This is a genomic window from Streptoalloteichus tenebrarius (genome assembly GCF_024171885.1).
GTDB classification, from domain to species: Bacteria; Actinomycetota; Actinomycetes; order Mycobacteriales; family Pseudonocardiaceae; genus Streptoalloteichus; species Streptoalloteichus tenebrarius.
On record NZ_JAMTCP010000001.1, the window covers coordinates 397,085 to 415,584 of the forward strand.

Below are 18,500 nucleotides of genomic sequence, written 5' to 3' on the forward strand. Positions count from 1 at the left end.
GGCGCGGTCAGCGCTTGACGATCTCCCAACGCTTGTAGGGGGCGCTCACACAGTCCCCGATGTTGAGCAGGTCGAGGTTGGCGCGCCACTGCACGAGGCAACGACCGGTGCTGACGTCCTCGATGTAGTGGACCCACGCGCCGGCGCCCTTCCGCAGGCGCCACCGCTGGTGTTGGTCCCTGGCGTCGCACGGCGTGGTGCCGATGAGGCCGGTGCCCCGGTGGTGGAGGCACCGGCCGGTGGCCACGCCCTGGAGCTGGTGCTCGCCGTTGGACTGGGGGAGCAGGCGCCAACGTTGGTAGACGTTCTCCATGTCCTGGGTGCAGGCCTTCGTGTAGGCCTTGCCCTCGCGGTCGTGGTCCAGGCAGTTGCCCAGGTCCAGGTTGCGGATCTCGTGTCTGACGTCGGCCTCGGCCTCGGCAGCGGCCGTCGCCGAGGGGACCAGGAGTCCGGCGGTGAGCAACCCGAGGAGGGTCGACAGGAGCGTTGTGGCTCGGCGTCCCATGGTGGAGGTCCTTTCCGGTCCGGTTCGCGCGTGACGGCGGCGTGGTCGTCGGCGGTGGCCGCCATGGCCAGGCAGGTCTATCCCGTGATCGTTTCGGGGCGCGAGCGCCGGACCCGGTGGTCACCCGGTCGCCGAACAAGATCACTCAGGGGCACCAGCACGGGCGGCGGTGGCCAGTGATGACGGTTCGTCCCGACGAAGGAGGAGGTACGGCACCGACGAAGAAGGGTTCCCGACGCATCACGGTCGACGGCGTCCCCTACCGGTGGTGGGTTCGGGGACGGCCCACGTACGACCAGGGACTGGGCACGAGTCCGCTGACCTACGTGGTCGAACAGACCGAGACGCCAGGGACGACGTTGGTGGTGACCACCGCGCAGCCCCATCCGAGCAACTGGATGGGAATGCCCGCCAGGCCCGTCCTGCCTGCGGAGGTGGCCGCCACCATCCGCGCCGCTCGCGCCCGGGGCTGGGCGCCCGAGAAGCCGGGAAAGCCTTTCCTGCTCGACCAGTCCGAGCGTCGCCGACCCGTCTGACCTGAGCGTTGTCCCGCGCCGGACCCGCTGACTGATCGCATGTACGACGGTTCCGGCGCGGAGCGAAGTCCAGGACCGTCGGTCGAGAGGTCGCGCAGAACGGCAGACGGTGCGGCTACCAGCCCGACGAGTCCGGCCGAGACGACCACCGCCCCGCCAACCCGGCACAGGAGGCACACGAAGAAGACCAGCGGAGCGGGCCCTCAACCCCCAACTACCCCAGCTCAGCCCCCACCCGCCCTGGGGGGCGAGCCCTGCTCCAGCCTACCGGCGAACGACCCTCACCCCAAGCTCACACCAGCCCGCTGTGGATAACCCGAGCCCCTGTGGATAAACCCGTCCCTCAAAAGGGCGACAGGCTTGACAACCACGCCGAACACGGTCCCAACACCCCGCCTTGCCGCCAGGCGACGCTGACACCGACACCGACACCGACGCCGGCGCTGACGCGGATGCCGGCGCCAACGCGGATGCCGGCGCCAACGCGGGCGCCGGCGCAGACACTGAACGCCGGCGCAGACACTGACGCTGTCCGGTTCGACCGGCTCACCGCCGCCCAGCGCGACACTCTCGACCGGATTCGACCGGCGTCACCGTCGATTCCCCTGCCCATTGGCTGATCCGCAGCGCGGGGAGCCGTTGCCGGCGAGGCGAGGAGGACTGTCCTCAGTGGACGGATGGCGTCCCGGCCTCGGAGTCGGCGGCTGGCGCGTCCTTCGCCAACTCCGCCTCGCGCGGGTTCCGCTTCCTGATCAGGACGAGCGCCGCGGCCATCGTGACCGCCGCGAGGGCCGCCGACGTGAACAGCACGGACGAGGCGGCAGCGGCGAACGCCTGCTCGAACACGTGACGTGTCGTCTCCTGGGCGGCGGCGGGCACGAGGTCCAGAGCCTTCGGCACGTCGCCCTGCGCCACGGCGTCGGTGATCGCCGTCCTCTGCTCCGTCGGAAGCGCCGGGTCGGCGGAGACCACACTGGACAGTCGGCTCTTGTAGAGCACACCGAGGATCACGGTCCCGACGCCGGCGCCGACCGAGGCGAGCGTCGTCATGGTGCCCGCCGCCATGCCCGCCCTCGCCTTGGTGGCGGCGTCCATCGCGACGGCGAAGACGGGGGAGCCCGCGACACCGCCGCCCGTTCCCCACAGCAGCAGGGGCAGCGCCAGGAGCCACGGTTGGGCGCCGGGGCTGAAGGCCAGCGCCATCCACGCCGCGCCGATTCCCTTGCAGGCGTAGCCGATCGCGATGACGTGGGCGGGCGGCATCCACGCCTGCAACTTCCCGCCGAGCATGCCGGCCGCCATCTGCGCGACGAACACCGGCATCAGCAGGAGGCCGCTGGCCGTGGGCGACAGGTGCAGCGAGTTCTGGAAGTACTGGACGAAGTACACCGTGCCGCCGATCGTCAGCACGCGGGACATGAAGATCGCGAACGCCGCGCCGGTGAACGCCGGGACGCGGAACAGCGACAGGTCGAGGGTCGGCGCGCTGATCCGCGTCTGGAGGACCAGGAAGGCGACGAACAACGCGGCCGCGACGCCGAGCTGGGTCAGTGTCGAGGGCGAGGTCCACCCTTGCTCCTCGCCGCGCAGGAGCGCGAAGTTCGCCAGCGCCAGCGCGATGACGAGCAACGCGGTTCCGGTCCAGTCCAGGGAGGCGAGCCCGCCCCGCGCGGGCCGGTCGGCTGGCAGGGCCCGCAGACCCAGCGCCACCGCCACGACGCCGAACGGGACGTTGACCAGGAACATCGCGCGCCAGCCGAGGAGGTCGACCAGCACGCCGCCCAGCAGGGGCGCGACGAGGCTGGCCGCCGTCGACATCGTCGTCCACGTCGCGATGGCCATGTTGCGGCGCTGTCCCTCGTAGCCGTGGGAGAGCAGCGGCACCGCGTTGGTCATCAGGATCGCGCCGCCCACGCCCTGCGCCGCTCGGGCCAGGTTCAGCACGAGGGTGTCCTGGGCGAGGCCGCAGACCACCGACGCCAGCGTGAAGACGAGCACGCCCGTGAGGTACGTCCGGCGACGGCCGAGCCGGTCCGACAGGGTCCCGACGACCTGGGTGACGGCGCCCATCGTGATCATGTAGGCGACGATCACCCACTGGGTGCCCGCCAGCGTGCCGTGCAGGTCGGCCTGGATCTGGGGCAGGCCGATGGTCACGATGGTCATGTCGATGACGACGAGGGCCGTTCCGATGACCACCAGCGCGAGCAGGGCGCGGGCCGGGGGAGCCGTCGTTCCGGTGGGGTCGGTCTCCGTGGGCGAGGCCACGTTGTCCCTCCAGTGGTGACTGGGTGGTGACTGGCCGCGGACCGCCCGCGACCGGCGTCAAGTTAGCCTCCCCTTACCGATCTATGCAAGTATGCGCGTAACCTAATTTGTTGCCGGACCGTGGCGGGGAGCGCGTGGCCGCAGGGGTGGTCTTCTGACCACTGTGGACGGTGGCCACCTGACCACGGGACCGGCCCGTATGGACAGGGGCGGCGTGATGCCGGCGACCACGGTCAGGTCGAGACGCGCGGAAGCCCCTGGTCATGGACCAGGGGCTTCCGGTGCCGGGGACTCCCAGCGAACCAGCGCGCCCGGCTCGGGGTCGGGTCAGCTCGACAGCGGCTCGTGGTTGGCCCAGACGACCTGGTACGGCGTCCTCGTCTGCCACCGCGAGATGGTGTCGAGCAGCTCCGGGCTCGCGGACAACGCCTCCAACGCGGCGACGTCCGGGCAACTGATCCGCGCGATCGCGCTGGCCACGAACACGGCCGCGTGCGCGTCGCCCGAGGACGGCAGGTGGAACCGGTAGTCGAAGCTGTCCGCCAGTCCCGACCCCAGCACGACCTCCCGCATCTCCGCGAAGAACTCCCGCCGGGCGGATTCGTCCATGGTGGACGGGAACGAGTACACGAGGGTGTGAACGATCATGGGGCCAGCTCATCACCGGGGCTCGGCCGCCGCCACGCCCGTCCGATCTCGGTTGATAACCTCCGGGAATGGAAGGGGTGGAGACCCGCGAGCTGGTCTACTTCCTGGCGGTGGCCACCGAGCTGCACTTCACCCGGGCCGCGGAGCGCCTGGGGATCGCGCAGCCCGCGCTGTCCAAGGCGATCCGGGTCCTGGAACGCCGGCTCGGCGTCCGGCTGCTGGACCGCGACAGCCACCGGGTCGCCCTCACCGAGGCCGGCGAGGTCCTCCTCCACGAGGGCCGTCACGCCCTCGACGCCGTCACCGCCGCCGTCCGGCGCACGCGCCGCGCGGGCCAGGACGAGCCGAGACTGGTGCTGGTGATGAAACCCGGCGGCGACCGGGGGCTGCTGCCCGACATCCTCGCCGCCTACGACGCCGAACCGGGCATGCCTCCGGTGGAGGTCGTGGTCACCAACGCCCCCGACCGGGCCGACCGCCTGCGCGACGGCCGCGCCGACCTCGCGTTGCTGCACCGCCCTCGTGACGACCTCCGCGGACTGGACGCCGAGGAACTCGCCGTCGAACAGCAGGTGGCCGTGATGCCCCGACACCACCGGCTGGCCAGCAGGCGCTCACTGCGCATGGCCGACCTGCGTGGGGAGCCGCTGCCCCGCTGGGTCGGGACGGAGTCCGAGGACGCGACCGGTCCCGAGGTCACCGACACCGCGCAACTGTCGCAACTCGTCGCCCTCGGCCGGGTGGTCGCCGTGCTCCCGGAGTCGCTTCTCGCCCCACTGCGCCCGGAACTGGTCTGTGTTCCGGTTCTCGACGCCACACCGTCGACCCTGGTCCTCGCCTGGCCGGAACAGTCCCGATCCCCGGCGGTCGCCGCCTTCGTCCGCGCCGCGACGGCCGTGAGCGCCCGCCGCCTGGGGACGGTTGACGACGACGTTGCCCGCGTCGTTGACGCGTAGGGCGGCCATCCATGTCGTGGACGGTGCGTTGGTTCCGGCGCGGGGAGGTTCACGGAACGAGATGGCTGGTGTCACCGAGGGCGACGACCTGGCGGTTGTGGAAGTAGTCGTCCTCGTGGAGGACGGTGATGCTGCCGGAAGGCGCCCGGAAGTTGACGTACCCGGTCGACTCGATCGGCATCCTGATCCATGAGGCCACCACGAAGGTGAGAGCGAAGCCGTGGGTCACGACGATCTGGTGTTCGCCGTGGCGCTCCAGAATCGCGTCCATGGCGGCGTAGACGCGCCGAGCGAACACAGCCTTTGTTTCGGCACCCCGCACTCCTTCGTCGTGCCGCATGCGGTCTCCGGTGGGAGGTGGGGGAACGAACCGCCGGTCCAGCCACTCCTGGGGCCTTCCTTCGGCCTCTCCGTAGGACTTCTCGCGCAACCTCTTGTCGAGGATCGGTTCCACACCAAGCGCATCACCCACCGCTTTCGCGGTTTGTGCCGCACGAAGCAGGTCGGACGTGAACAACTCCACCTCGGCGCCCTGGGGAATCCGAGCACGAAGCGAGGCGGCGATCGCGGACGCCGCGTGCGCGCCGGCGGGAGTGAGCGCGGAGTCGTGCCAGCCACCCACCACTCTCTCAACATGATGCGTGGCTTCCGGGTGTGTGACGACGTAGATGGTGCGCACGGGCTTCCCTTTCTCTCTCGCGCTTGATTGTGCCCGCACCGACCCGGCGTCATCCCCGGATCATCTGCCTTCAGCGGTCGACGATCAGTCGCCGACGCCCCTGACGCGGCCGAGAAGAACGAGCGCCCAGACCAGGCAACCAAACGCGGCTGTCGAGGTCACCGCGCGGACGATGTTCCACCGGACCCACACCGCTTCGAAGCGTTCCCGCACCGCGGCCAGATCACCGATCTGGTCGGGATCGCCCGCCGCCTCCAATGCGTTGTTGAGCGGCACATTGACCACCATGGTGATGGCCCATGTGGCCAGGCTCAGCGCGAAGGCGAGCACGACGCACAGCAGCACCCCGCGTCGGCCGGGGTCGAGATGGAACAGCGCGGCCCCGGCGGTGAGCACCAGCGTGCCGACGAACGCCACCAGGAACCAGCCGTTGAGAATGACCCGGTTGATCGACTGCATGGTGCTGACGAAGGCGCGGTCGTCGACCTTCGCCAGGCCGGGCATGACCGCGATCGCGAAGGCGTAGAACAGCCCCGCGACGAGCCCGGTGCTGATGACCGCCGCGATCAGCGTGACGTACCGCAACAACCCAGCCATGGCATTTCTCCTGAAGAAGTCGAAAGGGAAGCCCGAACGCCCCTGTGTGGGACACCCCCCACCGCGAGAGTCGGCCTCTCCACGTCATTCCCGGTGTCGCCCTCCACCGGGCGTTCGCTTCGTGTTCCAATGGAACATCGAGAAACGTCCCCGCGCCATGGTTGAGAATCTGGGCCGCGCCAACGAGCGTCTACAGTGGCACCGTGGACGCCCTCGCCGGCCTGCTCGACGGTCCCCGGGCCCGGGGAGCCTTCCTCCTCCGGTCCGTGCTGGAACCGCCGTGGTCGCTCCGCGTTCAGGACGAGGCGCCGCTGACCCTCGTCGCCGTGGTCGAGGGCGAGGCGTGGGTGATGTACGACGGCGACGATCCCGCGCGCCTGGCGGCGGGCGACGTCGCGCTCCTGCGCGGCCCACGGCACTACACCGTCGCCGACGACCCGGCGACGCCCCCGACCGTGGTCATCCATCCCGGGCAGCGCTGCACCACGCCCGACGGGGAACCCCTCACGGACGCGATGAACCTCGGGGTCCGGACCTGGGGCAACAGCCCGGCCGGCTCCACGGTGATGGTCACCGGAACCTACGGAACGCGCGGCGCCACCAGCCAGCGAGTGCTGGACGCGCTCCCGGAACTGGTGGTGCTCCCTGGCGGACCAGGGGACTCCCCACTCATGGGCATGCTCGCCGCCGAGGTCGTCAGGGACGAGCCCGGACAGGTCGTCGTGCTCGACCGGCTGCTCGACCTGCTCCTCGTCGCCGCGCTCCGTACCTGGTTCTCCCGCCCTCGGGCCGAGGCCCCCGGGTGGTACCGCGCGGCCACGGACCCCGTGGTCGGCCCGGCGCTGCGGGTTCTCCAGCACGACCCGGCGCGCCCGTGGACCGTGGCCACGCTCGCGGCCGAGGTCGGTGTCTCCCGCGCCCTGCTGGCCCGCAGGTTCACCGAACTCGTCGGCGAGCCGCCGATGACCTTCCTCACCGGACAACGCCTCGCCATGGCCGCCGACCTGCTGACCGATCCGCACGTGACTGTGGCCGCCGTGGCCAGGCAGGTGGGATACGGAAGCGCCTTCGCGTTGAGCGCCGCGTTCAAGCGCGAGCGAGGCGTGAGCCCTCAGCAGTACCGGGCCAACACCACCCGCCGGGCCAGCCCCTGACCTCGGGTCACGGGAGGTTCGGCCGCATCTCCCGTCAATTCGGCGTCGGTCTGGGGGAGATGTGTCGTCTCGTCGATCGCGACGACCGCGAGGTCAGCGGTAATGGAACACGCGTGGTCCCGGTGGGTAGATGCCGAACTGTTCGTTGTACTCGTCCAGGATCCGTTGGAGCATGGTCGCTGCCTCGGGAAGTCGGCCCCGCATCTGCTGCCAACCCTCGAAGACGATTTCGAGCGGCAGGGGTGTCAGCCCGGTGATGGCATCCCAGAAGGCGTCCCAGTTCCGGCCGTACCACAACGGAAATCCCAACTCCCGCCTGAGAAGCCGGTGGAGTTGGTCGGACGTCGTCACGTCGGCGAGGTCGATGACGACACGCTCTCGCGGAGCAGAGAGGTCGTCGTCCTCGTCGGTTTCGTGTTCCATCCCGAGACCCCTTCTTTCGCTCCACTGCTGGCCAGAAGACGCCATGCTAGGTGATGTTCGGGGATATGTCTCATGTGGACGGACGTCGGTGTCGGCCTGCTCACACTCTTCGCGGATGGGGTCTCCGTCGCCCTTTTGCCCTGATTGAGGGCTGAACGCGCGAGGCGTCCGAACCCTTCGTGATCGCGTGATCGCGTGATTGCCGAGATGCCCGAATCAATGGCGGACGCTGAGGGCCGCCAGTCGGGAGGCGGTCGGCGTGCCGTGCCGAGGAGACAGCAGGACGACCCTCATCTGGGGATGCTCGTCGGTCCTGACGGTGACGCTGTCGAAAGTGAGCTGACCCACCACCCCGTTGTCGATCTCCTTCGTCGACCGGGCCGACACCCGCACCTCCTGCTTCCCCCACAGGCGCTCGAAAAGCGCGCTGTTGGCGCGGAGCCGCCGCAGGATGTGCCGGAACTCCGGGTCGTCGGGATAGCGCGCGACGTCCACCCGGAACTCCGACACCAGATCCGGGGCCATCCGCTCCCAGGCGGGCAGCACCTGGCGCAACGGGCTGTCGTCGTCGAAGACCTCCAGGCAGCTCAGGCCGGGCGTGATCGACCCGAACACGGTGGACAGGGCGGTGTTACCCGCGACGAACCGCCAGTGCCGGTCCAGCACGTAGGCCGGATGGGGGTCCCAACCACGGAGGACGGACGCCAGGCTGTCGGGGACCGAATCCTGGTGGGACGGCGTCCGCTCGGGTGGTACGTGCCCGGCCAGACGGTAGAGGTGCGCGTGCTCGGCGGCGCTGAGGCGGAGCGCGGAGCCGATCGCGTCCAGCACCGAGGCGGTCACGGTGATGTCGCGTCCCTGCTCCAGCCACGTGTACCAGCCGAGACTCACCCCGGCGAGCGCGGCGACCTCCTCCCGACGCAGTCCGGGAGTGCGCCGCCGACCGCCCCCGGAGGGCAGGCCGACCTCCCCGGGCGAGATGCGGGCCCGACGGCTGCGGAGGAACGCGCTCAGCTCCTCACGACGCCGCCGCAACCTGTTGCTCATGGCAACACCATAAACACCAATCTGGTGACACCCGATCGCCGGCACGAGCCTGTTCCCCGAGCCCCTTCCCCGATGGGACCACGTGCCTTGCGCGGTCTTCGCGCCACACGTCGCCCGAGTCCCCGGAACAGGGGCGGAATGATGCGGATCGACGAGGAGAACGACTCGTGGTGGGCACAGGCCAGTCGGAACGGGAAGCCGGAACCGGCGTGGAGGAAACACTCTTGGACGAGGAGCGCGTGGAGCGCGCGGCGACCCGGCGGGACTGGGCGGCGTTGGCGGTCCTGCTGCTCGGCGCGCTGATGGGCTTTCTCGACATCTTCGTGGTCAACGTGGCGGTCCCGTCCATCCAGGCTGATCTGCACGCCACGTTCGCCGACATCCAACTCGTGCCCGCCGGGTACACGCTGGCCTACGCGATCGGACTGGTGACCGGAGGCAGGCTGGGCGACCTCCTCGGGCGCAAGCGGGTCTTCCTGGCCGGCGTCGTGGCGTTCGCCGCCACCTCGACCGCGTGCGCGGTCGCGCTGACACCGGAAGACCTGGTCCGGTCCAGGATCGCGCAGGGGCTCGCGGCCGCGCTGATGCTCCCGCAGGTCCTCGCCCTGGTGCGGACGACCTTCACCAGGCCGGCCGAGCAGGGCCGGGCGATCGGCTGGTACGGGGCCGTGATCGGCGTCGGGGTGGTCGGCGGGCAGATCCTGGGCGGCCTCCTGGTGCGGCTCGACGTGGCGGGTCTGGGCTGGCGACCGATCTTCCTGGTCAACGTCCCCCTGTGCGCCCTCACGTTCGTCGGCGCGCTCGTGCTCGTCCGCGACGGCGCGCCACGCCAGCGGGTCCGGTTGGACCTGGTCGGCGCGGCCCTGTTGGCCCTGGCGCTGTTCGGGCTCCTGCACCCGTTGGTCGTCGGGGCGGAGCGCGGCTGGTCGAGCTGGCTGGTCGCCGAGGCCGCGCTGGCGGTCGCGCTCCTGGCCGGGTTCGCGCTCTGGGAGAGGTCGGTGGCCGCGCGGGGCGGAGCCGCCCTGCTGCCACCCCGGTTGTTCCGACAGCCCGGATTCGCGCGGGGACTCCCGGCCGCGTTGTTCTTCTACGGCGTCAACGGCGCGTTCGTCTTCGTCCTGGCTTTCTATCTTCAACGGACGCTGGGTCTGTCCCCGCTGCGCGCGGCGCTCGCCTTCACCCCGATGGCCCTGGCGACCTCCCTGGCGGCGATCCCCGCCCGCCGGTGGACCGCGCGGTTCGGCACCGTCGTGGTTCCCGTGTCCGCGACCGTGATGGCGCTGGGGTTGGCCGCCCTCTGGGTGGTGGTCCGGTACGTGCCGGTGTCCGCCCAGGCAGTGGCCGCGCAGCCGGGTCTGGTCCTGTACGGCCTCGGCGGGGGAGTCGTGGCGACCTCGTTGATCGGGATGACGCTCTCGGGGGTGTCGCCGGAGGACTCGGGGGCTGCCTCGGGCGGCGTTCTCACCGTGGTGCAGGCCTCCGAGGCCGTCGGAGTCGCGGGTGTGGGAGCCCTGTTCACCACCCTCGTCGCGGCGAACGGGGAGGTGCGCGGGTTCGGCATGACCCTGCTGGTGCTGACGGCGCTGTCCCTGGTGGGCGCCCTCCTCCTCAACACCCTGCGCACCGCCCGCATCAGCTAGATCACCGAGGTCCCAGCGTCCTCGTCTGTCCGCTTCACCAAGTGCGAGCCATCCCCGCGTGTGCGGGGCCGAGTGGACCACCATCGGGTGGGACGAACACATGGTCGAACCATCCCCGCGTGGGCGGGGCCGACACTTCCTGACCTCGCGTGCGTGCGGTAGGGCCGTGGGGGCGGGTGTGTGCGGGGACCGCCAGGGGCACTGGTGTCATCGTCGTTTTCGGGTGGTCCTTCGCCTGGCGCCACCGCGTCCGCGGAGCTGGACTCCGGCCTCGATGAGGACCTTGTGCACGAATCCGTAGGAGCGGCCGGTGGACCTGGCCAGGGAACGGATGCTCGCTCCTTTCTCGTACTTCTTCTTCAGGTCGGCGGCCACCTGTTGGCGGAGCCGGCCGGTGATCCGGGCGGCCGGTTGCATCTTCAACGCGTGCTCCTCATGGTCTGCGACTCGTCCCTGCGTTGTCGGCGTTCGTGGTTCCAGCGGCGGAGGTCTCTGCGGACTCGGCGGAAGAGTTGGGCGACGCGACGGAACAGGGGCGGCAGCAGCAGCCAGGACATGATGATGACGTCGACGGTGATCGCGGCCAGGTTGATCACGAACGTGGTCACCGGCCTCGCCTCCACCAGGAGCGACGGGACTGGCCCCGTTTGCGCTGGCTGACGTTGTCCTGTCGGAGTTCGCGCTGGCGGAGTTCGTAGGCCAGTAGCGCCCGGGGTGGGACGGGCAGGACGACCCGGACCCGGCGGCGGCGCAGCGGGGCCATGGAGGCCTCCCACTCCGCCGCCTCCCCCGGGGTGGGGTGGTGCAGGATCCGGAGGTTCGGCATCAGGATCCGAGGGTCCACAGTGGAGGGTTTCCTGCGGAGGATCTTCCAGAGTTTCCGAAGGATTTTCGTGGGGTGTCGCATCAGGGATCGGTGCTTTCAGTGTCAGGGGGTGTCAGGCGAGGCTGAGGCCGGCGGCGAGGAGGAGCAGCAGGATCAGGAACCAGGTGAGCCGGTACCGCTCCTGGGGTGGTGGGCCGGGCTGGAAGTGGGAGTCGTCGACCACGGTGATGCCGGGTGGGGGTGCGGGGATGGTGTTGTCTCGGGCGCAGGCGTAGCAGACGACCCTCACGCATTGGTTCCAGTGTTGGAGGCGCAGGGGTGCGGTCAGGGCGATGCTTTCGGCCAGGGCGAGACCGAACTCGCTGGTGGTGAGCACGACAAGGGGCTTTCGGTGCTGGTCGGGTCAGGGTCAGAGGTCGTAGCCGCGTCGGCAGGGCGGGCGGTCCCCGTAGGCGTGCGGGGTGGGTTGCGGGGTGGTGCGTTCGGCGTGGGTGGTGGTGTGTGCGGCGTGGGTGGCCTGCCAGCCGGCGATGACGTGGGCGAGGTGTTGGCATTCCTCGCACCGGGGGAACGGGGTGTCGGGTTGAGGCTCGGTGATGAGGAGGGCGAGGCCGCAGAAGGTGGTGACGGTGACGGGGTGGGGTCGGGTGGTGCGGGGGTAGGCGTGGAGCTGGCCGGCGTGGGCGACCCACGGCAGGCCTGAGGGGACGGGGGGCTGGTGCGCGGTGGACATGGGGGTCTCCAGGAGTGGACAGACCTCGGAGGAGGAGCACGGGTGGGGAGGGGGTGGTGGGGTCGGGTGGGGAGCGGAAGACCCCGACCCCACCAGCCCCCTCTGGGGGAGGCCCAGCGCGTGGGGTGCGGTCGGGGCGCGTCGCGCTGGGCCAGGCCGGGGCTGGTTAGGGGGTGCGGAGGAGGTAGCTGAGGATGGGCAGGGGTGGGCCGATGCGTTGCCCGATGAGGATGTCCTCGGTGGGGACGGTGAGCGGGACCTCGCACAGCCGGTGGTTCGGCCCAGTGGTGGTGGGGGTTGGGGGGAGGACGTCAACGGTGATGATCCAGCGCTGACCGGCGGGAATACCGTGTTTGCGGAAGTAGTCGTAGGCGTAGCCGACGGCGTAGTGGGCGGGGCCGCCGGGGGCGATCTGCCAGTAGTCGTCCTCGTCGATGCCCTCGAAGCGCAGGACGCGTTGGCCGCGTTCGATGCGGAACAGCCGCACGAGGTGTCGGGTGGAGTTCAACGGCTGCGGGGGACGCCATTTCACGACCATGGCTAGCCCTCCCGCAGCGTGGGTAGGGGTGTGGTGGCCTCCGGGTCGGACCCGTAGGTGGGGGTGGGGCCGAGGCGGTGAAGCCGGTCCAGGGTGCGTTCGATCAGGCGTTGCGTCTCGCCGGAAGTCTCGGGGGTGTCTGGGTTTCTCGCGTGAGAGGTCCGGTGTGGACGGTTCCACCGGTGGCGGCGGAGGAGGTCGGAGGCGGGAACACCATCCCCGTGGGGTCGGAGCGCGTGACGCGGCAGGGACGAGGGCGTGCCGACGGGTTGGGCCGGCACTGGCCGGCCAAGCACCCTGGCCTCGGCCTTCATGGCGATGTCATGCGGAGGACGTGATCGCGGACTGGTGCTGGTGGGCCAGTTGAAGGCGCTCATGCTCCCTCTTCCTTGCTTGCCCGAGGCCAGATGCGACAGGCAACCCGTTGGCCCCGCTGCCGTTCGAGCGCTGGGCACCTGACTCAGAAGATGAGTGATCCAAGCCACTTGCTAGCAGTTTGCCTGCAAGTTTCACGATCTTGTAGTCGACCAATGGGGTGATGCTGTTGACTGGTCAGTGGCGAGGAAGCGGCTACAGAGGATCGCCGACTGGGCGGGACAATGGCTCATGACCTTGCGCAAGACGGTTCGCTCGCGTCGACTCGGCAAGCTGTTGCGCCAACTCCGCGAGGACGCGCAGCTATCCCAGGACGATCTCGTTGCCCTGGTCAACACGGGCAAGCCGCCCCGACGCCTGACCACCACTCACCTGTCTCGCGTCGAGACAGGACTCGCGCGGCTCATCCCGGATCACCTGACGCGGATCGTGGCGGCCACCAACGCCAGTCAGGACCGGGCTGCTGAGTTGGAGGAGCTCCGCCGGCGGGCCGACGAGCGCGGATGGTGGCAGGAGTACCGAGCCTACGTTCCTGAACCTGTCGAGATGCTGGCCGAACTCGGCGAGGACGCGACCGGCATTCGCAGTTACGACATCGCCTTCGTTCAAGGACTACTCCAGACCAGAGCCTATGCGGAGGCAGTAGTCGGTGCGGCCCGAGCACACGTTCTGCCTGTCGATGTGGACCGCCTCGTGGAACTTCGGATGCGGCGACAGCAACGGCTGCGTGCTCCCGACTTCGGCCGCTTGGTCGCAGTGATGACGGAGGGTGTCATCCGGACTGTCGTTGGTGGCCCCGAAGTCATGCGCGAACAGCTTCGTCATCTGATCGCGATCACCGAGGCGCTGCCGGTGTCAGTACACGTGCTCCCCTTCTCGGCCGGTGCGCTACCCGGACCGGACAGTCTGGTGATCTTCACGTTTTCGCAGGAAGGGGACGGTGAAGCAGTGTTCGTAGACAGTGACACCGCCAGCCGCATCTACGAGGACCGGGACCGTGTGACACAGTGCACCTACACCTTCAGTGCGGCGTTGGCCCAAGCTCTCAGTGCCAGGGACAGCCTGGCGTTGATCAACCAGGTCATGAAGGAGTTGTAACCGTGGCGGCTCAGCCTTCCAACCCGTACAACGAGATTGACGATGCCCAGTACCAGGCGGTGGTCGAGGCCTCCTACCAGAAGAGCAGCTACAGCAGCGGCAACGGTGGATGCCTTTCGTTCGCCGTGGTTGGCGGTTTGATCGGTCTCCAGGACGACAAGCTCGACGAGGCCGAGCGCAAGCGCCGGACCCTGGTGTTCACGCCGCAGGAGATGGCGGCATTCATCGCCGGCGCGAAGGCCGGCGAGTTCGACCACCTCGTCTAGGCCATTGGGTGGTGGTCGCTCTCTCCACCAACGGCATGGCGAGACACTGCTGAGGGCGGGGGACCAGGTGGCCCACACCTACCTGGTCCACCCGCCGGCTCGATCGTGTCTGATTCGGCGGGTGAGCGGACACCGCCACGCGAAGCAACAACAATGAAGCGGGGTCGGCTCGACCTGAGCTGACTGTGAGCATGCACTGAGGGCGGGGGCGGTCGGTCCCCGCCCTCGTTCGTTTGGCCCCTCGTTCGGCAACCTGTCGTGGGGAACCATCAGGGTCTGACTCGGGTCGAGGGGAGTGGTTGCGATGTGGAAGTCAGCAACTTCAGTGGCCACGGGGTGGCGGAAGTCCAGCCGCTCGGCTGGCAACGGCCAGTGCGTCGAGGTGGCGTCGGTAGCTGAGGTGGCTGCGGTGCGGGATTCGAAGAACCCGGCCGGGCCGGCGCTCGTCTTCGCGCCGGCCGCGTTCACGGCGTTCGTCGGGGCCGTGAAGGAGGGCCGGCTCGACCTGAGCTGACCGTGAGCGTGCACCGAGGGCGGGGGCCGACCAGCACCCGCCCTCGGTGCTTCTGCCGGGGAGGCTCATTCGCGGTCCCTGGCCCGACCCTGCCAGGCTCTGGCGATGTCCTGGGCCCATGCGCGCACCGCGTCCTCGTAGCGTTGGGGACTGACCGCCGAAGCACTGTGGACACTATCGAGAGCGACAGTCATCCGTCGCTGTGGACAGCCACCAGGTGGCGCCACACGCCGTCGGTGCCGTTCCCCTGTCCACCAGCGTCGTCCTCGGCGGAGCCGATCTCCCAGCCCAGCGGCCAGAACCGGTTTCCCCGGACCTCGGCCTCGACGTCGACCCGCACTCGTGCTCCGCTGAGGCTGAGCGGCTCCGCGGACTCGACGTCCCTGAAGTCGACCCCTCGCACGAACACGGCGTGTTGGAACGATGCGGCGTGGTGGAACGTCGCGCCTCTGAACGAGATGTCGCCGTGGAACGTCGCGTTGTCAAAGCAGGCCTGCCCTGAGAACGTGGCGTTGGTGAACTCGGCTCCACGGACCTCGCACCGCCCGAAGTCGAAGTCGACGAGGCTGGCCGAGGTGAGGTCCAGGTCGATGTCCGGCCAGAACCCGGGATTGGTGGGCACTCCGTCGGCGCCGCGTTCTGGTCGGAGGTGGTCGGTGAGGACCTGCTGCGCGGTCGCCCGGACCTGCCGCTCCGACACGCCGGTTTCCGTTCCGTCCGGAGACGGCGCCGGGTCGGGGAGCTGGTGGGGCGTGCGGAGGTAGCCGCAGAGCGTGGTGACGACTGCCTGTCGCTGGTACGGGTTGCCCTGCGCCAACCGTTCCAGCATGCGCACCGCGTCCAACCTGACCGCGGCCTCCGTGGAGTCGAGCTGGGCGAGCGCGCGGGGGTACGGGTCGGCGATCGGTCCGTTCTCCTGGCCAACCCCGGATGCCCGCTGGTGGCGGGCCGTCAGCAGGAGCGCGGCGACCCCTCCACTGGCGGTCTCCAGGGTCATGCCGACCTGGAGAAGCTCCACCAGGTCCATGTCCTGACGCTCACCGAAGAGGAGGGCGATCAGGAGACAGGCCATCACGATGCTCACGAGGAGCAGAAGCGCTGCGCCAACGTAGGCCGCCTGGACTGACGGAGGTAGTTGTGACTGCCGCTGGGCCGACGCACGAACCGATCGCATGCCGAGCATCCTCGCGATGAGCCGGGGAGGTCGGGAGACCGCGAGGGAAAATGTTGTGGCATCGGCAGATTCGCGGTACCGCTTACCCCATACGGGCCAACGGTGTGGTCCTGACGGTCGCCCCCGCTGGTACGACACCCACGCGGTTGGATCGTCTACAGTGGACGTCAAATCGAGCGCGGGCGCGAAGCGGTGGGCGTGGGCGTGCCTGCTGGCCTTCCGCGTGCGGCCTCGGGATCAGGCCGGAGTTCGGGCATCAGCACGAGAACACTGATGCTGAGCCGTACTGGCCGTGGTGGGTGGCTGACGGGTGTCGGTGACCCACGTCGTCACGCCAGCCACCCACCAACAGGCCGGGACACCCTCCGAAGATCAGTCGAAGCCAGTGCCCGGGCCGCCGTTCACGTCCAGGACGTCAGACCGAGAGGTGCCCGAAGAACAGGCTGCCCGGCGTGTCCAGGTCCGGGGAGTAGAAGAACTCCCGGGCGGCGCGGATGAACTCGTGGCGGCTGATCTCGCCGTCGCCGTCGAGGTCCAGCTTCCCGAAGGCTTCGAGGGCGCTGCTGGCGTCGATGCCCCACACCTTCACGTACTTCTCGAACTCCGCCTTGTCGATGGCGTTGGTGCCGTCGGAGTCGATGATGTCGAAGATCGCGTGCGACAGGCCCTCCACCAGGTTGTGCCGGCTGGTGTCCACGGCCGACAGGCGGGTCGCCAGGACGAACTGGTCCTTCGACAGCCGGTCCTCGCCGTTCGCGTGGCGCAGCAGCTCGATCCAGCTCATCTGGTACGCGGCCAGGAGCGCCCGCGCCCTGCGGTCGTTCTTGTCGATCTTGTAAGCGCTGAGGCAGCGCTCGATGATCCCGTGGTAGTCCTCCCACTCGACGTGGCCGTCGTTGTTGGAGTCGGTGGCGTGGAACAGCGCCTCCAGCTTGGCGGTGATCGGGTCGGTGGTGGTGGTCGCCATGACCATGTCCTCTCGTGGGGTGACAGTCCGTGGTGGCATGAGTGCCATCCGTGGTGGAGCGTAGGGCCACCGACTCGGGTGACGGTACGGATCTTGATCAAATCGGCCCCGCTTTCACTCACGAGAGTGAGGCTGGACGACACCCCGGACCCCAAGGTCGTCGGCGCGCGGAGCACCAGCGCTGTCAGCGACCAGATGTGTGCGTGCTCAACGTCCCGCGCCGGGGATTTCCGGTTCACCCGGCCATCTTCTGGCCCGCCGCGAAGAGGACCAGGACGCCCTCGGACGGAGTTCCCGCGACGGGGGAGTGACGTTGGGGCGACGCGCGTCCGCACCGTCCGTCGGGCGTGGGGGATCACCAGGTCACCGGAAGCGCGCGGAGATCGACCTCCGCGCCGGAGGTGTTCCACGGCAGATCCTCGACCGGCACGGCGAGTCGAAGGCCGGGAAGGGTGTCGACCAGTGCCCCGATGGCCTCCTGCAACTCGATCCGCGCCAGGGCGGCCCCGAGGCAGTAGTGCGTGCCGAGGCCGAAGCTCAGGTGCGCGTTGTCGGTGCGGGCGACGACGAAGCGGTCGGCGTCGTCGAACTGATCCGGGTCCCGGTTGGCCGCCACGAGGGGAGTGACCACCAACTCGCCGCGTCGGACGAGCACCCCGCTCACCGTGACGTCGGCCAGCGCCCGGTGCTGGGTGCTGATTTCCGTGCCGGTGAGCCGGAATCGCAGGATCTCCTCCACGGCGGAACCCACCAGCGCGCGATCGTGGGCCAGCGCGTCCCACTGGTCGGGGTTCAACAACAGCACCAGCGTGCCGACCCCGATCGTGCTGGAGGTCGTGAGGTAACCGGCGAGCAGGAGTCCGGTCACCATGCTGTGGAGTTCCCCCTCGCTGAGCCGTCCTTCCCCGGCGGCGCGCACGAGCCGTCCCAGCACACCCGTGGCCCGGTCCCGTCGGGTGGCGATCAGTTCGGTGACGTGATCCTCCACGTCCTGGAACGCCGCCAGCGCCCGCTCGTCACCCGTCTCGGCGGTGTCGCCCAGACAGATCGACGCCCAGTGACGAGCCCGGCTCCACTCCGGGACCGGCACTCCCAGCACCTCGCAGACGACGGTGAGCGGCAGGGGAAGGGCCAGGCTGTCCATCAGGTCGGCCGTCGGCCCCCGACCGGTCATGGCGGCCAACAGACCGGCCACGATCTCCCGCACCCTCGGCCGCAGCCGCTCGACCCGGCTCAGCGAGAACGCGGGGCCGACCACCTGACGCAGCCGGTGGTGCTTGGCGTTGTCGTCGGTCAGCATGAACTCGCTGCGGCTGCTGGTCGCGTCGTCCTGACTGGGACGAGGGACGTGCAGGGTGAAGTCGGGGGAGGTCAGCACCGCGCGGATGTCGGCGTACCGGGTGACCAGCCACGCCACCTGGCCGTCCGCCAACCGGACGCGGGACACCGGGGCGAGCAGGCGGCAGGCCGCCAGCGCCGGTGGTGGCACCAGCGGTGAGGGTTGGGGGAACGGAAAGCGGCGGAGGGCGTCCGCCGGAGGGTTGCCGGTGGCCACG

General features: G+C 69.5%; 23 protein-coding genes. 7 read left to right on the forward strand and 16 right to left on the reverse strand.

The annotated features are described in order from the left end of the window. Window positions 1-7 precede the first annotated feature (7 nt). On the reverse strand, window positions 8-505 hold the full coding sequence (locus tag LX15_RS01610) for an RICIN domain-containing protein (RefSeq protein WP_253667620.1): 498 nt from the start codon (window positions 503-505) through the stop codon (window positions 8-10). A 179-nt stretch (window positions 506-684) separates the two neighbouring features. Here LX15_RS01610 and LX15_RS01615 point away from each other — a divergent pair, with 179 nt between their 5' ends. Continuing rightward, complete coding sequence (locus LX15_RS01615; RefSeq protein ID WP_253667621.1) at window positions 685-1,041, forward strand: hypothetical protein; 357 nt, start codon at window positions 685-687, stop codon at window positions 1,039-1,041. Between the two features lie 666 nt (window positions 1,042-1,707). Here the strand turns inward: LX15_RS01615 and LX15_RS01620 are convergent. Both LX15_RS01620 and LX15_RS01625 read right to left on the reverse strand, forming a co-directional pair. Next, window positions 1,708-3,309: an MFS transporter gene (locus LX15_RS01620; protein ID WP_253667622.1), complete on the reverse strand. Its 1,602-nt coding sequence runs from the start codon at window positions 3,307-3,309 to the stop codon at window positions 1,708-1,710. A gap of 327 nt (window positions 3,310-3,636) precedes the next feature. Beyond that, complete coding sequence (locus tag LX15_RS01625) at window positions 3,637-3,957, reverse strand: hypothetical protein (protein ID WP_253667623.1); 321 nt, start codon at window positions 3,955-3,957, stop codon at window positions 3,637-3,639. Between the two features lie 68 nt (window positions 3,958-4,025). Between LX15_RS01625 and LX15_RS01630 the strand changes: the two genes are divergently transcribed. Continuing rightward, window positions 4,026-4,913: a LysR family transcriptional regulator gene (locus LX15_RS01630; RefSeq protein WP_253667624.1), complete on the forward strand. Its 888-nt coding sequence runs from the start codon at window positions 4,026-4,028 to the stop codon at window positions 4,911-4,913. A gap of 49 nt (window positions 4,914-4,962) precedes the next feature. Here LX15_RS01630 and LX15_RS01635 read toward each other — a convergent pair whose 3' ends face one another. Further along, window positions 4,963-5,592: a histidine phosphatase family protein gene (locus tag LX15_RS01635; protein WP_253667625.1), complete on the reverse strand. Its 630-nt coding sequence runs from the start codon at window positions 5,590-5,592 to the stop codon at window positions 4,963-4,965. An 84-nt stretch (window positions 5,593-5,676) separates the two neighbouring features. Continuing rightward, complete coding sequence (locus LX15_RS01640; protein ID WP_253667626.1) at window positions 5,677-6,189, reverse strand: anthrone oxygenase family protein; 513 nt, start codon at window positions 6,187-6,189, stop codon at window positions 5,677-5,679. Between the two features lie 203 nt (window positions 6,190-6,392). Between LX15_RS01640 and LX15_RS01645 the strand changes: the two genes are divergently transcribed. After that, entirely contained in the window at window positions 6,393-7,343 is a 951-nt protein-coding gene (locus LX15_RS01645) for an AraC family transcriptional regulator (RefSeq protein WP_253667627.1), read from the forward strand. Window positions 7,344-7,436: 93 nt separating this feature from the next. On the opposite strand, the gene LX15_RS01650 is transcribed toward LX15_RS01645, so the two are convergent. Then, window positions 7,437-7,766, reverse strand: coding sequence for a barstar family protein (locus tag LX15_RS01650; protein WP_253667628.1), 330 nt, complete (start codon window positions 7,764-7,766; stop codon window positions 7,437-7,439). A gap of 216 nt (window positions 7,767-7,982) precedes the next feature. Beyond that, entirely contained in the window at window positions 7,983-8,813 is an 831-nt protein-coding gene (locus LX15_RS01655) for a helix-turn-helix transcriptional regulator (protein WP_253667629.1), read from the reverse strand. Between the two features lie 224 nt (window positions 8,814-9,037). On the opposite strand from LX15_RS01655, the gene LX15_RS01660 reads away from it, so the two are divergent. Further along, window positions 9,038-10,453: an MFS transporter gene (locus LX15_RS01660; protein WP_253667630.1), complete on the forward strand. Its 1,416-nt coding sequence runs from the start codon at window positions 9,038-9,040 to the stop codon at window positions 10,451-10,453. A gap of 207 nt (window positions 10,454-10,660) precedes the next feature. On the opposite strand, the gene LX15_RS01665 is transcribed toward LX15_RS01660, so the two are convergent. The 6 genes from LX15_RS01665 to LX15_RS01690 all read right to left on the reverse strand — a co-directional run bounded on the left by LX15_RS01665 (window position 10,661) and on the right by LX15_RS01690 (window position 12,550). Beyond that, on the reverse strand, window positions 10,661-10,870 hold the full coding sequence (locus LX15_RS01665) for a helix-turn-helix domain-containing protein (RefSeq protein ID WP_191892492.1): 210 nt from the start codon (window positions 10,868-10,870) through the stop codon (window positions 10,661-10,663). Window positions 10,871-10,872: 2 nt separating this feature from the next. Next, the gene (locus LX15_RS01670) at window positions 10,873-11,061 is read right to left on the reverse strand and encodes a hypothetical protein (protein WP_253667631.1); all 189 of its coding nucleotides are present in this window, start codon (window positions 11,059-11,061) and stop codon (window positions 10,873-10,875) included. Further along, a complete protein-coding gene (locus LX15_RS01675; RefSeq protein ID WP_253667632.1) occupies window positions 11,058-11,279 on the reverse strand; it encodes a hypothetical protein in 222 nt (73 codons plus the stop codon). The genes LX15_RS01670 and LX15_RS01675 overlap by 4 nt, the downstream gene beginning before the upstream one ends. Window positions 11,280-11,391: 112 nt before the next feature. After that, complete coding sequence (locus LX15_RS01680) at window positions 11,392-11,655, reverse strand: hypothetical protein (protein ID WP_253667633.1); 264 nt, start codon at window positions 11,653-11,655, stop codon at window positions 11,392-11,394. Window positions 11,656-11,688: 33 nt separating this feature from the next. Beyond that, window positions 11,689-12,012 (reverse strand): hypothetical protein, encoded by a 324-nt coding sequence (locus tag LX15_RS01685; protein WP_253667634.1) that lies wholly within the window; start codon window positions 12,010-12,012, stop codon window positions 11,689-11,691. A gap of 166 nt (window positions 12,013-12,178) precedes the next feature. Next, window positions 12,179-12,550 (reverse strand): hypothetical protein, encoded by a 372-nt coding sequence (locus LX15_RS01690; RefSeq protein WP_253667635.1) that lies wholly within the window; start codon window positions 12,548-12,550, stop codon window positions 12,179-12,181. Between the two features lie 606 nt (window positions 12,551-13,156). On the opposite strand from LX15_RS01690, the gene LX15_RS01695 reads away from it, so the two are divergent. From LX15_RS01695 to LX15_RS01705, 3 genes are all read left to right on the forward strand, one after another. After that, a complete protein-coding gene (locus LX15_RS01695; protein ID WP_253667636.1) occupies window positions 13,157-14,023 on the forward strand; it encodes a helix-turn-helix domain-containing protein in 867 nt (288 codons plus the stop codon). Window positions 14,024-14,025: 2 nt separating this feature from the next. Then, window positions 14,026-14,289, forward strand: a complete 264-nt coding sequence (locus tag LX15_RS01700) for a DUF397 domain-containing protein (RefSeq protein ID WP_253667637.1) — start codon at window positions 14,026-14,028, stop codon at window positions 14,287-14,289. Between the two features lie 304 nt (window positions 14,290-14,593). Further along, window positions 14,594-14,803, forward strand: coding sequence for a DUF397 domain-containing protein (locus LX15_RS01705; protein WP_253667638.1), 210 nt, complete (start codon window positions 14,594-14,596; stop codon window positions 14,801-14,803). Window positions 14,804-14,993: 190 nt separating this feature from the next. On the opposite strand, the gene LX15_RS01710 is transcribed toward LX15_RS01705, so the two are convergent. The 3 genes from LX15_RS01710 to LX15_RS01720 form a co-directional block, all read right to left on the reverse strand. Beyond that, window positions 14,994-15,887 carry a pentapeptide repeat-containing protein gene (locus tag LX15_RS01710; RefSeq protein WP_253667639.1) on the reverse strand — a complete coding sequence of 298 codons (894 nt, stop codon included), beginning with the start codon at window positions 15,885-15,887 and terminating at the stop codon, window positions 14,994-14,996. A 505-nt stretch (window positions 15,888-16,392) separates the two neighbouring features. Continuing rightward, window positions 16,393-16,944: an EF-hand domain-containing protein gene (locus tag LX15_RS01715; RefSeq protein WP_253667640.1), complete on the reverse strand. Its 552-nt coding sequence runs from the start codon at window positions 16,942-16,944 to the stop codon at window positions 16,393-16,395. Between the two features lie 355 nt (window positions 16,945-17,299). Beyond that, on the reverse strand, window positions 17,300-18,499 hold the full coding sequence (locus LX15_RS01720) for a cytochrome P450 (RefSeq protein ID WP_253667641.1): 1,200 nt from the start codon (window positions 18,497-18,499) through the stop codon (window positions 17,300-17,302). Window position 18,500 lies beyond the last annotated feature (1 nt).

What these genes read in the sequence shown, in the direction of transcription:
- LX15_RS01715 (WP_253667640.1), bottom strand. Translation starts at nt 16,944, where the DNA reads ATGGCGACCACCACCACCGACCCGATCACCGCCAAGCTGGAGGCGCTG.
- LX15_RS01675 (WP_253667632.1), bottom strand. Translation starts at nt 11,279, where the DNA reads ATGCCGAACCTCCGGATCCTGCACCACCCCACCCCGGGGGAGGCGGCG.
- LX15_RS01615 (WP_253667621.1), top strand. Translation starts at nt 685, where the DNA reads ATGACGGTTCGTCCCGACGAAGGAGGAGGTACGGCACCGACGAAGAAG.
- LX15_RS01650 (WP_253667628.1), bottom strand. Translation starts at nt 7,766, where the DNA reads ATGGAACACGAAACCGACGAGGACGACGACCTCTCTGCTCCGCGAGAG.
- LX15_RS01665 (WP_191892492.1), bottom strand. Translation starts at nt 10,870, where the DNA reads ATGCAACCGGCCGCCCGGATCACCGGCCGGCTCCGCCAACAGGTGGCC.
- LX15_RS01640 (WP_253667626.1), bottom strand. Translation starts at nt 6,189, where the DNA reads ATGGCTGGGTTGTTGCGGTACGTCACGCTGATCGCGGCGGTCATCAGC.
- LX15_RS01705 (WP_253667638.1), top strand. Translation starts at nt 14,594, where the DNA reads ATGTGGAAGTCAGCAACTTCAGTGGCCACGGGGTGGCGGAAGTCCAGC.
- LX15_RS01610 (WP_253667620.1), bottom strand. Translation starts at nt 505, where the DNA reads ATGGGACGCCGAGCCACAACGCTCCTGTCGACCCTCCTCGGGTTGCTC.
- LX15_RS01695 (WP_253667636.1), top strand. Translation starts at nt 13,157, where the DNA reads ATGACCTTGCGCAAGACGGTTCGCTCGCGTCGACTCGGCAAGCTGTTG.
- LX15_RS01685 (WP_253667634.1), bottom strand. Translation starts at nt 12,012, where the DNA reads ATGTCCACCGCGCACCAGCCCCCCGTCCCCTCAGGCCTGCCGTGGGTC.
- LX15_RS01630 (WP_253667624.1), top strand. Translation starts at nt 4,026, where the DNA reads ATGGAAGGGGTGGAGACCCGCGAGCTGGTCTACTTCCTGGCGGTGGCC.
- LX15_RS01655 (WP_253667629.1), bottom strand. Translation starts at nt 8,813, where the DNA reads ATGAGCAACAGGTTGCGGCGGCGTCGTGAGGAGCTGAGCGCGTTCCTC.
- LX15_RS01625 (WP_253667623.1), bottom strand. Translation starts at nt 3,957, where the DNA reads ATGATCGTTCACACCCTCGTGTACTCGTTCCCGTCCACCATGGACGAA.
- LX15_RS01690 (WP_253667635.1), bottom strand. Translation starts at nt 12,550, where the DNA reads ATGGTCGTGAAATGGCGTCCCCCGCAGCCGTTGAACTCCACCCGACAC.